A 15,116-nucleotide genomic window follows, 5' to 3' on the forward strand; every position below is an offset into this window, starting at 1 on the left:
AAAGCCCCAACCCGTTTTTGCACGGATTGAGGCAGTCAACAACAAATAAAGGACAAATTTTTCAAGATGTCCCTTTACTATGCTTCTCTTCTAAATAGGTAAATACTGATTACGATATTATAACAATTTTCTTTGAAGCTAATCGATAAACCACGCATACTCCTCATTTCCGTAAAGGGCCTTGTTTATGCCATCAGTCAGCTGGGCTGCATTCAGGCTTCTGTCCAGAAAGTTGTCAATATAACTGCTTCTGTTGGCTCCGGTAAGTAAGTTATATACATTCCACATACTGATTTCCTTACTTTCAGCAAGTACCTTGAAGTTGTCATCCGTATAATATGACTTGGCCACCATGTTGATCTGTGAATCAGTAATAAGTATTTCAGGTATAAGCTTCTTCTTTTCAATCGGCAAATATTGATATAACCGAGATTTTCCTAAAAGCTGCGCAAACTGGTGTTCCGTAAGGTAACTGTCCTTGTAGGCTGTCATGTTGTGCAGATGTTTAGCCATGTTGTACTGCTGGAACAGCTTCAATACATTTTTGGCTAGTTCGGATATGCCCATCACCCTTACCTCCGACAAGTAACCGTCCGTACTGACACACAGGTTGGTGCAGAGCAGGTTCTTGAATCCGATGAAGATCTTGAACTTTTCCATCCCCTTCTTGCTGTACAGGTTCTCATGATTGTATGCCCTTACTCCCCCTATGGTCAGATTCAACGGGCTTCCGTCAATATCCTCGCTTATGGAGGGCACTTCAAGGCAGAATGCCATCCTTTCGTAGTACATGGTCTTGTCACCCTCCAGGAGCATGTCCACGGGCTTGTGGATGGCTTCGGGCACCCTGCCCTTGATGATGTGTGAGACCCTTATTTCAGGGGTATCGATGGTTTCCCCCCGGAAGAAAGTATTGGCTGCCTCCCAGACCGTCTCGATGAATGCCTGATGGGAGATGGTGATCTCATTGTCCTTGCTGAAGACTGGCACCACACACTCATTCCTCAAATGATATATGTCCACCTGCCTTGTATTGGCTTCTATGAAAGGATTTCTGCTTCTGGGCCTGGTTACATACATTGGAGGCTCAATGACCGCCTGGTTTTCAACCCTGCTTGAAGGTTGATTAAATGGCAGGAGAAGCCTTGTCCTGACCGGGTTTAATTGCATTGCTGTTTCCATTGCTTGAAATGTTTTGATTGAGATTTGATAATGAGTTGTTAACAGGTTGACAAGTTGCAGCAAGTGAGCTTTTCCTGTTGATAAAATCTGCCGACAGGAAAGGATACCACTCAGGGTATCTGTGATAGATTCCGTTCAACTCCTCGACTGATCTTGAGCTGTGAATCTGCTCCTTTACCCTGTCTATGCTTACTCCGTCGTTGCACCATTCCAGTATCTTGCCTCCCGTGGAAGCATCAATTTTAAACTCTGCCTTTCCCATGAACAGACCCGTCCTGTCCTTGCTTGCCGTAACATGGTGCTTCATGTCGATGTCAAACACGATGGTGAATTCATAGTCTATCCCGTCACGCATGACTGCCTTTAATCCCACCTTTTCAGGTACTAACTTGCCGTTCTTTTCATTGAGAACATAGTCCTGTTTGGTTCTTAAGGTGGATATTATATGACAGTTGCTCTGCAATAGCTTTTGGATGAAAGCAGTCTGTCTGGGTGTTATCTTTCCCCAGTTGGTGAAGGAATTACCCTGCATGTTGGCATGGCAGTCAAGCAGAAAATCCCAGCACTGGGACATGGAGTCAATGATGATTACTTCCATGCCTGCCTTCTCGCAGATTTCGATGGCTTCCATGTAGTTTTCCGGACTGTAGTTGTTCTGGAGGGATAATACATTGTAGTTTCCCAGATGCGCATAAAGATCCGCACTGTTGTTTTCAGAATCGATGACCACAATCCTGCTCCAATCCCTGATGAGCCCGTAGGCCAGTAACAGGCTGCTGTATGTCTTGCCCGAGCCCGCACATCCCTGGATGGCCATCTTGATCTTGGCCTGTTTTTTCGATGATTGTCTAAGTTGCATTTTTGTAATGTTTTAATGGTTTGAATAAATAAAAAAAAGGCAGGAAACTCAATCCCTGCCTTGCATCTGCCTTCAACCCTGCTATAAGGTGGCCAAAGTGACCGCATGATTCTCTCCCTGCTGATGCAGGAGGTAAAACATCTCTCCCGTGTCTGCCGAACACACCTCTGAAATCACGGGAGTTGTTATGCCGCCCGTTTCAATTTTTTTGCTTACAGGACCCGTTTCAAACCCGTATACAAAGAAATGCTTGCCAGTGGATTCATTCCTTTTCACGTCGATCTGACTTATCCCGAACTTGTTTTTGAAGTCATTGATGGACATCGTGTTGATAAACCTTAAATTCTTTTCCATAATTTGTTGTTGTTAATGTGTTGCGCAGGGGGACTATCCCCACCGCAGAAGAAGGGTGGGGTGCGGACTAGTTTGGGATGCGCTTATGGAAAAATTTTAAAATTTTTTTTTCTGAAAATTCGGAGTGAATTCAGTAAAAACAACTATAATAAAATAAGGCAAGATGTTATTATTTTAATTTTATACCTGATGAAACGGTGGGATTTTTTATTTACTCACGCTTTAATGCAACGATATATCCTCTTGTCATTTTCCCATTTATTCGTTCATTCTCTCCTGAAATGTCAAACCATCTTGATAAATCACTACCTTTTGGTGACACGGTAATACCAAGCTACGTGTATGCTTCAGCTATTATTTTCTTAGCTTCTTTTGCAGAAATAAATTCATTGATTTTTAAGTTCCTTGAAATTATATCGTAACATTGATTAAATTTCCTGAAATTATTAATTTCCTTTTTTAAATTTGCTTCCTTGTAGCCTAATGCCTTGATTCTCTAACCTCCTAAAAGCTCATGATAGCTTTTCAAATTAGGATTGGATTTTGCAATTTTTTGAGCAATCGTAATTGAGCTAGTATTGTTGTCTTCAATTAGTTCACAATATTCCTTCATCTTATCTTCAAATCTTACTTTTGATATTATCTAATCGATTTTGTCGTCAAAAACTTTCCATATCTACGGATCTTTAACGTCAAACCCTGCATCTTTTAATTGCTTGTATACGATACTCCCATTCTAATAGTTATGTTTCTGAACTTCATAAGAGTAGATTTCATTTAGATAAGCTAACTCATTTAAAACGAATATACCTTGATCTTCATTGTAAAGAGTATAAGTTTCAGAATATCTCTGTATGGTCTGTAATCTTTTATTATTAGCAATACGAAGTTTTTTAAGTTCAGTACTTGCATTATTGTTTGATTCTATTTCCTGTTGTGTTGTCTCAACTTTAGTATTAATATATTCATAAAACTATTCATCATTTGTCTCCGCGATACTTGTGTTGTAAATAAAATATATGTGTTTTCTGAATGGATTTGTTTCTAATCTTTGTCTGCCAGCAATCTGCACCAAATCTGTTGAAATATCGATTGATGTATTCAATCTTTTATTGTCACTTATCACAAATGTTGATGCGCTTTCTGAATAGAAATCACAACCTGCATATGCTGTAGAGGTGCAGAAGGTGAATTTTTTATGTTTCTCTCCTTTCAACGGGATACGTCCTCTTGAAAATCCTTCACCAATTTTAGAGATCTGTTTATCGTTGTCTTCCGAAGCACCCACTATGAGATTAACATCTTCAGGAGAAAGTCTGCACGGTTTAACAATGTTTACATTGTTATTTACGGAATTTAAAAAGATAACACATTCTGTGGATTCAACCCATTCTCCTGTCGGCAAAAGAATTTTAGGATAGTCCCCATTTTTATAATTCTCCACAATGCGTATTGCGGCTGAAATTGGATTCGGGCTTTTGATTCTGACAACTTCGATTAATTCTTTGTCTTCCCAATCCAGCTTGGTGTAGGGTATGTCCTTGAAGAAATCAATTTTGTCGATAAATTTGTCTAATATGGGTGTAGCAGATAAATAGGTCACGTATGGAAACACTTTTAATTTATTCAGTAATGCAAGGCCTACCTCGGATTTAAAAGATGCGTCCTGTAAGATAAAATGGAATTCATCCACTACAACTCTGAATTTTGATTTATCGGAAATACATTCGAGCAGCTTGGGGAAAGAATCATAGGAAACTAAGATTTTGGGAATAGGTGTCTTATTGATATAGTTTATAATTTCATCAACATTAACACCACCAATTACAAGGAGGGAATTTGGATATTGATCCGATTTATTTCTTAACAACTCATTCCTTGGGCTACAGATAATTGTGGAATATGGATCTGTTAAAGCCACCGTTGTTGCACCACATCCGGTGATGCCTTTGTTTAAAACGCCATTGGGTAATTCAAAGCCAGGGATGTCACCTAAAAATTTGATACCAGAGCTTACTTTTTCTGTCAATGTCTATTTCATTGTTTTCTTATTTAATTGCGAAACATTTTACTTATAATATTATTCTATTTTATAAGGGAATGGCGGTGAAAAAATGTTTCATTAAAAATCACAGACTCCCCTTTTTTTAGACTACAAAGATACGTAAAATTTCTGACATATGCAAGTAAAATAGTATTTAATTTACAGTAAAACAGTAAGTTATTAATGATTGCTTAGTAAAAAACTTATCCAGGCATATATTTTTTCACTTGGATTTTTTCAGGAGTTGTGCGCTCAAACATATTCAGGACTAATTAATCCACTAATTATAAAATTATACCTTTTTATAAAAGATTCCTAAAAAGTATCTGACTCTCTGTTTGGGTTCCATCTTGAATTGGATAAATTGCAAAATGTGAATTAAATAAATGATTGCTTGAAAGTCGGATTTATTATTGCTGTTCTTATGTAATTTATAAAAATGCACACACTTTTTTTATTGCTATGTAGGAAATGTGTGTACAAGTCAAAACCTGAAATGCAATTTCACATTTTCTGCGGAGCGTATTGTCTTCAATGGATTTCCTTCAAAGTTATTCACGTTATAGGATTGGACGAGATACCTTGACATGACATTTCCTCTTTCCCTGATCCTTTTTTTCTTTATAAAAATGGATGCTCTCTCTACAAGCGTTCTATGCGGTAAATTGTTCATTTCAAACAAACTTGAAAATACAGAATTGATTTTTTCTGCGAGCTCGATATTTGTGTACCTGCTCCCGATCAAAAAATCCCTTTCAATTTTTAATTTTAGCGGATGGTTTTCTTCTAGCGACCAATATATGACAGAGTTATAGAATGTTTTGTATTCTCTATAGGACATCCTGTTGCCTAGCCTGTCCACAAGCTCATTAAAGGGTACATATTCGATCAGGTCCAATAGCCTGTCAATAAATATTGTCCCGTTGAAACTGGCCCTTACCTTGATCCTTCCAGCGAGCTCAGCCCTGTTCTCTTCCTCGCATTGCCTTAATTGTTCAATTAATTCTTCTCTCTCCAGGAGCCTTAATTCTTCATTTATTTCCGACTCATCTTGTTCTGTAATTTCTGCATCCTCATAATTTTCAGTGGAGAAATTTACGTTGTAGTTCCTTATCCTGAAAGATTCCTTCAGGTTTTCAGGGTTTGAATATATTTCCCTCAATAATTCAAGCTGAATTTTAATAGAGTCAATGTTGAAGTAAGCCGGAACTAATTCTCCGTAAATATTCTCCCTTATCAATACGGTAAACCTTGTGCCAAAATATGATTTCTTTGTTCGGTTTATCACTTCATTCACAGGTAGGGGGTAGCTGTTGATTAGCTTTGGGAACTTATGGCTAACCTCTTTTAGACAATTCTGATATTCAATTACCAACTCGGCATCAACTTTAATCCTGTTGCCTATCTTGTACCATTCTTCCTTTGAAAGTTCTTGTACATCTTTGGTATTGTATAGGATCGTTTCGCTAAACACCCCTGACGGGTCCCTGCACCTACCCAATATCTGGATAAACTTATCGTTGGAAAGCAGGGTATAGGGTAGGTTTGCGGTGCACACGGAAATCAAGTGATACCTTTCTTCAATATCGATTCCAACAAAAAAAGAACTTGTCATAAAGTTGATTTTCTTGGGGAGGGTGTTTGAGAATGCATCACCATAGAAGTACTTTTCCACATATATCCTACTCTTTATGCTGCACAGGACTGCGCATTGAGACTGCAATTCAGGATCAAGCAGTTGAATGATCTTCTGTATCCCCTTTATTACGGAATTGAAGGCTACCAATATCTTGTCGTCCGGGTTTGAGATCAGCAGCCCCCTGATTTTTTCCACAGTGGCCAGGATTACATTGTCGGTGTGGACTAGGTTGATATTTCTCTTTATATCCTCGTTGAACTCTATCATCACTTCCGTTTCATCCCATAGCTGCTCGTTTGAAAAATCTTTTACTGTTGCAGAAACAAGACTTCTTTTGGTGTAGTGAAATTTGAGGTAATAATCGATGACATTTTCCAGAGCAGGCCTGTAATGGCTGTCGTATTGGTACGCATCGATCTCGTCCACCATGAAGAAGAAATCTGTATACATCCTTTCGCCTAATTCATCAACCAATTTTGGAAGGCTATCCGCCACGACAATGAATTTTTTGTCCGGGATCCCTCCGTCAGCCATATAGTCGGCAATTCTTGGAAATGTTTTGCCCTCGATTTTTCCGCCTATATACAGATAATTGTACCTGTCAGTCCCTGGAATTCTGCTTTTCTCCGCCTTGTCCAAGGCAAGGGCCTTTGTAGGCACTACTATGATGCTGTTTCTCTTTGCCCTTAACTCCAGTGTGGTGGATCCTATACCTGTTCTGTTTTTTTGAAGAATCCCATAAGGTGTTTTATCCAGCAACTGGGATAATTTGATATCGTCATGCGGGACTAATATCTGTATACCCTTGGGTTCAAATCCTCTTTCCTCGGTCCTGTATGTCCATGTAAACCCGTAATGATTGCTTGTCGGATCGTTAATGATCTCTGCTCCCTGGACGCTATACAGTCTTTTGCCATTAGGGCTGCCGGGATCCTTTATGTATTCAATTTGAAACCTTTGATCATCCGTGTGGTCCGTATCCCTAAATACCTCCAGCATCTCTCCATTGTATTCGATTAATTTCATGTATGTTGCATTACTTTAAAAGATGCGCAATTTAACAATAAAAAAATGATTTATGCAATAGCATCAATTAAAGATGTACACACATTTGCATATATAAGATAAGAAATGCGGGCACATGATTTTTCTTTAATTTTTCTATTTCCGGATACTTGGAGCTGTGGACCAGTGATTCGAATGCCCGTTTGTTTAATGGAGCTTGTCTTTGAGCTGTTGCATCTCCCTGCCGATTGTCTCATCCAAAATTTTGGCATATTGTTTGGTCATCAGAAGAGAGCTGTGCCCCAGCATCTTCGAGACTGACTCCATTGAGACGCCATTTGCCAGGGTTACGGTGGCGGCAAAGGTATGCCTGGCGCAGTGTGTTGTCAGGTTTTTTTTGATGCCACACAGGTCTGCTATTTCCTTCAAATAGGCATTCATCTTTTGGTTAGTGGGCACTGGCAGCAATAACCCTTTTTCCCTAATCTTATGGTTAGAATACCTGTCCAGGATGTTTTTAGCCTGAGGTAACAATGGAAGGTGAAACCATTTTTTTGTTTTCTGCCTACGTTTCTTAATCCAAATTTCATTTTCGTTGGGAACATACAAAGAGTCTGCTGTCAACGCTTGAACATCGGCAAATGCTAATCCTGTGAAGCAACAAAACAGGAATACATCCCTAATTTGTTCCAACCTTTTATTGGGAATTTTTTTATCAATAAGTAACTGCAATTCTGATCTGTCAAGGAATGTTCTTTCGACTTCTTCGGTATGATATTTTATTCCTGTAAAGGGATTTCTTTTAATGTACCCGGCATTCAATGCAGATCTAATTACCTTACCTAAATTTTTAAGGTATTTGATGGTGGTATTGCTGCTTATACTCTTATTTGACTTCAAGTAGAATTCAAAATCCAATAAGAATTGATTGTTGATTTTATCAACTAATATATCATCTGAATTATAGTTCATTTTCAGGAAATCCTTTAAGTGTTCTACCGTAGTTAAATGCTTTTGCAATGTAGAAAATGAATAGCCTTTACCTATCAAAGCTTCCATTTTTTGATTATGTTCAGAATACAATGAAAGAAGTGTAACCTGCTTAAACTCAATAAAACCAAGGTGGTTGTTCTTGATGTTCTCCGCAGTTACTTCCATTCCCCTTTCTTCCAGGTCTTTGATTGAGTCGCATAGACTGAGATAGATATGATCCAAAAATCCATTTACTTTTTTGGCATAAGCTGTTTTGCCCAATGCCTTGTTTGATTTCTGATCCCAAAATTCAGGTTTTACTCTGTGATTAGATGTAAATTCCGTTCTTTGTCCATTGTACGTAATTCTGACTAATAATGGAGCTTCTCCATTTCTGTACAGTTTGTTCAGCCTTAAAAAATAGCTTACACTAAAAGTTGCTTTTTCCATAACTTTACACTTTAAATTGTTAATAATTTTAGTTTAGTGTTCGGTTATTTGATGTATGATGCTGTAATACTGTTTGTTATAAATGTTAAATTCAAAGTTTGGTGTTTTGCTGTTTTTTAGAATTCAAAATTCCCGATTTGGCACCTTAACTTCATTTATAACTCAGGTTGGGATGATTGATGGAATTGATGGAGTGGGGAAGATATTACCTATGTAAGACACTGTAAATCAGAGACATTTAGTGAGTGCTGGTGTAAAAAAACTCCCTTTAGAGAAATCTAAAAGGAGCTTTTTGTGCGGCTGAAGGGACTCGAACCCCCACGCCTCTCGGCACCAGATCCTAAGTCTGGCGCGGCTACCAATTACGCCACAGCCGCAGGCCTGTTTTTATTTGCGAGTGCAAAGTTAATATTATTTTTTTATTTTTTATGGCTTTTGTCGAAGTTATTTCTCATTGACAATCTTCTCGATGACTTCAGGAAAATGTTTGTATTCCAGCTGGTGTACTCTTTGGGCAATATCGCCGGGAGTGTCGCCGGGGAGTACTTCGCAGGAAGCTTGGAAAATTATATCGCCTTCATCGTAGTGCTCGTTAACATAATGTATGGATATCCCCGATTCCTTTTCACCGGCCTCCATTACTGCTCGGTGAACGCGGTCGCCGTACATCCCTTTCCCTCCATACTTGGGGAGCAAAGCCGGATGAATATTGATTATCCTGTTGGGGAAAGCTTTCAGAAGCGGGGCAGACACTTTTAGCAGATAACCCGCTAACACGATAAAATCGATGTTATACTGTTGCAACGTTTCCAAAATCAACTCCGCTTCGTCAAATTCCGTTTTGGAAAAGGTGTAAGACGGAACTCCCAGATTTTTAGCCCGTTCGTGCACAAAAGCTTCTTTTTTGTTGGAAAGAATCAACGATATTTCAATTTCGTCGTTACCGGAAAAATACCGGACAATATTTTCAGCGTTTGATCCGCTACCCGAGGCAAATATGGCTATTCTCTTCATAAAACAGGTGTATGTTTTGCACAAAAAAACGGCAAATGTGCATTATTTTTGAATTTATTGATTGAAAAATTGTGTGGTTAAAGAAAAATTGATTTACTTTGCATCCACAAAATTAAAAAGAAAATATCTTTTATTTACTAATTTAATTAATAAAAAGTTATGTCTGAAGTAGCACAAAGAGTAAAATCGATCATTGTCGATAAATTAGGTGTTGAAGAGTCTGAAGTAACAGAAACTGCCAGCTTTACCAATGATTTGGGAGCTGATTCACTTGACACTGTTGAGTTGATCATGGAATTCGAAAAAGAATTCAATATCTCCATTCCGGACGATCAAGCTGAGAAAATTTCTACGGTAGGTGATGCTATTGCTTACGTTGAACAACACGCTAAATAAAAAATCCACAAGTAAAATTCATGGAATTAAAAAGAGTAGTAGTAACAGGTCTGGGAGCTGTAACACCGTTGGGAAATGATGTTAAAACAACATGGGAAAATACCATAGCGGGAAAAAGCGGGGCCGGACCTATTACTCTTTTCGATGCATCTTTGTTCAAGACACAATTTGCCTGTGAGGTAAAAAATTTTGATCCCTACGAGCTTTTTGACAGGAAGGAGGCCCGGAGATTCGACCGTTATTCTCAGCTTGCCCTGAAAGCAGCGAAAGAGGCGATAGAGAACTCAGGACTTGATTTGGAAAAAGAAGACACCAACCGTATCGGAGTTATCTTCTCTGCCGGAATTGGAGGCATCAAAACTTTTGAGGAAGAGGTTGGTAATTATTATCTTACGCAAGATAAAGGCCCTCGATTCAATCCATTTTTCATTCCGAAAATGATAGCCGATATTGCCGCCGGGCATATCTCTATGATTTACGGACTGAGAGGTCCTAATTACGCAACCGTTTCGGCATGCGCATCTTCTACAAATGCCATCGCCGATGCTTTTAATCTCATCCGACTGAATAAGGCAAATGTTATTGTTACCGGTGGTGCTGAAGCGACCATCAGCGCCTCAGCAGTGGGCGGATTTAACGCAATGCATGCACTTTCTACCCGTAACGATTCGCCTGAAACGGCTTCACGCCCTTTTAGCGCCAGCCGGGACGGATTTGTCATGGGAGAAGGTTCTTCGAGCCTGATTCTCGAAGAGCTGGAACACGCTCTTGCACGTGGCGCGCATATCTACGCCGAAGTAGCTGGTGCCGGCATGTCGGCCGATGCCCATCACATTACGGCTTCTCACCCCGATGGTTTGGGAGCCAAACTGGTAATGTATAACGCCTTGGAGGATGCAAAAATGCAACCCGAAGATATAGATTACATCAATGTTCACGGAACATCTACACCGGTAGGTGATATTTCGGAAGTGAAAGCAATCAAGGAAGTTTTTGGAGAACACAGTTACAAGCTAAACATCAGTGCAACCAAGTCGATGACGGGACACTTGTTGGGTGCTGCCGGTTCACTGGAAGCAATGTTTTGTGCTCTATCCATTGAGAACCAAATCGTTCCACCAACAATCAATTTTACTGAAGGCGACGAGGATCCGGAAATCGATTATAATCTTAACTTCACATTCAACAAAGCTCAAAAACGCGAGTTAAGAGCTGTGCTATCGAACACATTTGGCTTTGGAGGCCATAACGCAAGCGTAATCCTTAAGAAATTCAACAAGTAATGTGTTAAGAAAATTTATGCGAAAAGTAAGGGCAATTCCTCACAAAGGAAAAGAACCCTACTTTTCATTTTACAGGATGTTGGGATTTTATCCCGATAGAATTGATCTGTACCAGGAAGCATTGACACACAGATCATCATCAATTCGCTCAAATTCAGGAAAATGGGTTAATAATGAACGACTCGAATTTCTGGGTGATGCTATTCTTGATGCCATTGTAGCCGATATTTTGTACAAAAAATTCGAGAATAAAAAAGAGGGATTCCTTACCAGTACCCGCTCGAGGATTGTTCAACGTGAAACGCTGAACAAAATTGCTATTGAAATAGGGATCGATAAAATCATCACTTCATCCACCCGGAATCTTGCTCACAACACCAATATCTACGGAGATGCCCTCGAAGCACTGATTGGAGCGATCTATCTTGATCAGGGTTACCGCGTAGCGAAAAGTTTTGTTTTTGAAACGCTCATTAAGCAACACATCAATATCGATACCGTATTGAAAAGTGAGGTAGACTTTAAGTCGCGTCTGATAGAGTGGGGACAAAAATACAAAATTGACGTAGGGTTTGAGGTGACCGACTCTTCCTACGATGAGCAAAACAATCCTATTTTTGAATCGAGGGTTATTGTCGGTGGGATGGATCTGGGTTCAGGAAAAGGGTATTCCAAAAAAGAATCGCATCAGAAGGCAGCAAAGAAAGCCATCAAGAAGCTGCGGAACGATAATGAACTTCTGGAAAAACTTTTCGAGAAAGGGAATAGTGAGTCTTCAGAAACTTCCGGGCAGGAGGAAGAGAACGTGCAGATAGAAATCTAATGTCCAGCTTATACCCAGACGCCGAATGAAATACCCATCCTTCTTCCCTGTTGTACCAACGGAGTATCCACAGTTACCAGGCGAAGTTTGCCCGCAACTTCTTCTAAAGGTACGTCATCTATTTTATTTTTGATCTGTGCAACCATACGTCCGAACTTCCCTTCGTGAATGAGTTGTGCTGCATGGCCGCCGAGCAAAGTGCCTAAATTACGGTCTGCGGGAGACGGTGAACCTCCGCGCTGAATGTATCCGAGGACGGTTTCGCGAGTTTCAAATCCGGTTTGCCTTTCAATTTCTTTGGCGAAATACATGGCAGGCCTTTCGCTGCTTCCTTGTATTTCAATTCCCTCGGCAACAGCCACAATGGAATAGGCTTTCCCCATTTCCATTCTCTTTTTTATCTTGTCGATAATTACTTTCATGTTGTAACCAAGTTCGGGAAGTAGAATGATATCGGCTCCCCCGGCCATTCCAGCATACAGTGTAATCCAGCCGGCATGGTGCCCCATAAGTTCAATAACCATTACACGACGATGGGAACTTGCCGTGGAATGCAGGCGGTCGATAGCATCCGTAGCAATATTGACAGCGGTGTCGAACCCGAAAGTGACATCGGTTCCGTACACATCATTATCGATGGTTTTAGGAATTCCTACTACATTCAGCCCCAATTCAGAAAGCATCCAAGTGGTTTTTTGTGTGCCGTTTCCTCCAATACAAACCAGGCAGTCGAGACCCAATTCGTGGTAACATTTTTTTATCTCTTCCTGGTCTTTTTCGTCGGGTGATGTGATTTTTTTGCGGAACACCTTTTCGCGTGCGGTCCCAAGAATGGTCCCTCCCAGATTAAGAATGCCGGAGAGCGATGCGTCGGACAGATCGATAACGTCCTTGTAAAGCAGACCGGAAAATCCATTCTGGATGCCGATTACAGTCATTCCGTAATTGTTAATGGCTGTTTTTCCGACGCCTCGTATGGTCGCATTAATTCCGGGACAGTCACCGCCGGAAGTGAGAATTCCAATTTTCATACTGTTTCTGATTTTCTTACATTAGTTCCGATACAAAGGAAACAAAAAAGGATTAAAAAGTGAAGATTTTGGAAAGAATATTTTCAGTATGCCAACAGAAAATCGATTCACCTGAGCTTATTCAATATTGTTTCCGCTGCACGGTCCGCAGCACCGGTTCCGCCCAGTATCCGCCGCATTTCCGCGTAATTGTCCAGCATGTTTTTTCGGTAGTTCTTCACGTGGAGAAGTTGGGTAAGTTCTTTTCGGATGTTGTCGACGGTGAAAAACTTGGCGAAGAGCTCCGTTACAACTTCTCTGCCACAAATGAGGTTCACCAATGAGATATAGGGTGTGTGCAGGATGTTTTTGAAGGCCCAGTATGATAGCCGCGGCATCGACGTACGGTAACAAACTACTTGAGGAATGTTCAGCAACGCCGTCTCCAGGGTGGCCGTCCCGGAGGTAACCAACGCTGCCTGTGACTGGGCGAGAATGCGGTACGTTTGGTGGAACAGAACCCTCAGCGGAAATCCTTGGGTAAACTTATCGTAGAAGCCGGGTTCAATACCGGGTGCACCTGCAACGACCAACTGGTAATCTTCGAATCCTTTTACTGCTTGCAGCATGGGTGGCAGGTTGCTGGATATTTCCTGTTTCCTGCTTCCTGCAAGCACTGCGATAATCGGACGGTCGGGAAGTGTGTTGGCCGCAATGAACTCGGCAAACGTTTCATCTTTGTACTCGCGCGCGTCGATCTCATCCACCGACGGATTACCGACGTAATGGACCCGGTAATCGTGTTTTTTGTAGAAATCTACTTCAAAGGGCAGGATACAAAGCATCTCATCCACATATTTCTTGAACGATTTAACCCGATACTCTTTCCATGCCCATACTTTAGGTGAGATGTAATAGAAGACGGGAATGTTCAATCGAGCCTTTACAAACCTAGCCATCTTTAGGTTGAATCCCGGATAATCAACCAGGATAACCGCGTCCGGCTGATAGCCGGCGATCTCCTTTTGACAGAGTTGCAGGTTGTTAAGAATGGTTTTCGCATTCATAACAACCGGGACAATTCCCATAAATGCCATTTCACGGTAATGCTTAACCAGTGTTCCTCCCTGGACGGCCATAAGATCACCTCCGAAAAACCGGAAATCGGCTTCCTTGTCCAACTGTTTGATCGACTTCATCAGGTTGGATGCGTGTAGGTCGCCCGATGCTTCGCCGGCTATTAAGAAGTATTTCATATTCTTATGTCAAATCCCACTTTTTCAGCTCAGGGATAAAATCGTGTGCTGTCATGTCAATTTTTACAGGGACAATGGCAGCGTATCCGTTTGCCAATGCCCATTCATCGGTATTTACGTTGTCTTCTTCCCAGTTTTCGAAGTTCCCGGTCATCCAAAACACATCGCGGCCGTTTCCATCAGCAGACCGTTGATATTCATTCACCCACTTCCCCTGCGTCTGTGATGTTATTTTTATTCCCTTTATTTCCCCTTGTGGAACGTTTATGTTCAAACAGATACCTTTGGGAAGCCCCTTTTTGAGAACAGTCGAGGCTATCCTTTGGGCTACTTCACAGGCGTGCGTGAAGTCGGCATCGTACGCATATTCACAAAGAGATACGCCAAGGGAGGGGACTTCAAAAATACATCCTTCTATAGCAGCGCCCATCGTTCCCGAGTATATTACACTAATTCCAGCATTGGACCCGTGGTTGATGCCCGAAACCAATAAGTCGGGCTTGCGATCTAAAAACTCGTTCAGCGCCAATTTTACACAATCCACCGGAGTTCCTGTGCACATATATGCCGTAAGTCCTTCTTCCTTTTTATAAATTCTGCTTCTCAACGGTTGTGATGTGGAGATGGCAGACGACATTCCCGACTGATGCAATTCCGGGGCGAAAACAACTACCTCGCCCAATGCTCTCATCGCTTCAATAAGCGATACTATTCCTTTAGCCTGATACCCATCGTCATTGGTGACAAGGATAAGAGGTTTTCTACTGTTCATTATTTTTTTCTTTAGAAATGAAGGACAAACTTAATCAAATTCATCGACTTTTCATAC

Annotated in this window: 13 protein-coding genes and 1 tRNA gene; 3 read left to right on the forward strand and 11 right to left on the reverse strand. The window is 40.8% G+C overall.

The features are described 5' to 3' along the window. Positions 1 to 138: 138 nt before the first annotated feature. The 8 genes from AACM02_RS04235 to purN form a co-directional block, all read right to left on the reverse strand. Positions 139 to 1,182 (reverse strand): DUF3871 family protein, encoded by a 1,044-nt coding sequence (locus AACM02_RS04235; protein ID WP_339116157.1) that lies wholly within the window; start codon positions 1,180 to 1,182, stop codon positions 139 to 141. Next, positions 1,127 to 2,041 (reverse strand): AAA family ATPase, encoded by a 915-nt coding sequence (locus AACM02_RS04240; RefSeq protein WP_339116158.1) that lies wholly within the window; start codon positions 2,039 to 2,041, stop codon positions 1,127 to 1,129. The genes AACM02_RS04235 and AACM02_RS04240 overlap by 56 nt, the downstream gene beginning before the upstream one ends. Before the next feature lie 81 nt (positions 2,042 to 2,122). Next, the gene (locus tag AACM02_RS04245) at positions 2,123 to 2,395 is read right to left on the reverse strand and encodes a hypothetical protein (RefSeq protein ID WP_339116159.1); all 273 of its coding nucleotides are present in this window, start codon (positions 2,393 to 2,395) and stop codon (positions 2,123 to 2,125) included. 973 nt (positions 2,396 to 3,368) lie between these two features. Beyond that, a complete protein-coding gene (locus tag AACM02_RS04250; RefSeq protein ID WP_339116160.1) occupies positions 3,369 to 4,424 on the reverse strand; it encodes a DEAD/DEAH box helicase family protein in 1,056 nt (351 codons plus the stop codon). 499 nt (positions 4,425 to 4,923) lie between these two features. Beyond that, a complete protein-coding gene (locus AACM02_RS04255) occupies positions 4,924 to 7,104 on the reverse strand; it encodes a hypothetical protein (protein ID WP_339116161.1) in 2,181 nt (726 codons plus the stop codon). Between the two features lie 186 nt (positions 7,105 to 7,290). Continuing rightward, the gene (locus tag AACM02_RS04260) at positions 7,291 to 8,505 is read right to left on the reverse strand and encodes a site-specific integrase (protein WP_339116162.1); all 1,215 of its coding nucleotides are present in this window, start codon (positions 8,503 to 8,505) and stop codon (positions 7,291 to 7,293) included. Positions 8,506 to 8,800: 295 nt separating this feature from the next. Then, a tRNA-Leu gene (locus AACM02_RS04265) sits at positions 8,801 to 8,882 on the reverse strand. 67 nt (positions 8,883 to 8,949) lie between these two features. After that, the gene (purN, locus tag AACM02_RS04270; RefSeq protein ID WP_339116163.1) at positions 8,950 to 9,519 is read right to left on the reverse strand and encodes a phosphoribosylglycinamide formyltransferase; all 570 of its coding nucleotides are present in this window, start codon (positions 9,517 to 9,519) and stop codon (positions 8,950 to 8,952) included. Positions 9,520 to 9,678: 159 nt separating this feature from the next. Here purN and AACM02_RS04275 point away from each other — a divergent pair, with 159 nt between their 5' ends. Genes AACM02_RS04275 through rnc form a run of 3 tightly spaced genes read left to right on the forward strand, consistent with a single transcriptional unit; the run spans position 9,679 to position 12,021 of the window. Further along, the gene (locus AACM02_RS04275; RefSeq protein ID WP_214063512.1) at positions 9,679 to 9,915 is read left to right on the forward strand and encodes an acyl carrier protein; all 237 of its coding nucleotides are present in this window, start codon (positions 9,679 to 9,681) and stop codon (positions 9,913 to 9,915) included. A 20-nt stretch (positions 9,916 to 9,935) separates the two neighbouring features. Then, positions 9,936 to 11,198 (forward strand): beta-ketoacyl-ACP synthase II, encoded by a 1,263-nt coding sequence (fabF, locus tag AACM02_RS04280; protein ID WP_339116164.1) that lies wholly within the window; start codon positions 9,936 to 9,938, stop codon positions 11,196 to 11,198. Positions 11,199 to 11,214: 16 nt separating this feature from the next. Beyond that, complete coding sequence (rnc, locus tag AACM02_RS04285) at positions 11,215 to 12,021, forward strand: ribonuclease III (RefSeq protein ID WP_332457119.1); 807 nt, start codon at positions 11,215 to 11,217, stop codon at positions 12,019 to 12,021. 8 nt (positions 12,022 to 12,029) lie between these two features. Here rnc and AACM02_RS04290 read toward each other — a convergent pair whose 3' ends face one another. The 3 genes from AACM02_RS04290 to surE form a co-directional block, all read right to left on the reverse strand. After that, positions 12,030 to 13,052: an ATP-dependent 6-phosphofructokinase gene (locus AACM02_RS04290; protein WP_339116165.1), complete on the reverse strand. Its 1,023-nt coding sequence runs from the start codon at positions 13,050 to 13,052 to the stop codon at positions 12,030 to 12,032. 107 nt (positions 13,053 to 13,159) lie between these two features. Continuing rightward, positions 13,160 to 14,287 (reverse strand): lipid-A-disaccharide synthase, encoded by a 1,128-nt coding sequence (lpxB, locus tag AACM02_RS04295; RefSeq protein ID WP_339116166.1) that lies wholly within the window; start codon positions 14,285 to 14,287, stop codon positions 13,160 to 13,162. Between the two features lie 4 nt (positions 14,288 to 14,291). After that, complete coding sequence (surE, locus tag AACM02_RS04300) at positions 14,292 to 15,059, reverse strand: 5'/3'-nucleotidase SurE (protein WP_214061905.1); 768 nt, start codon at positions 15,057 to 15,059, stop codon at positions 14,292 to 14,294. Positions 15,060 to 15,116: the final 57 nt, after the last annotated feature.

The organism is Petrimonas sp., from assembly GCF_963921705.1.
GTDB classification, from domain to species: domain Bacteria; phylum Bacteroidota; class Bacteroidia; order Bacteroidales; family Dysgonomonadaceae; genus Petrimonas; species Petrimonas sulfuriphila.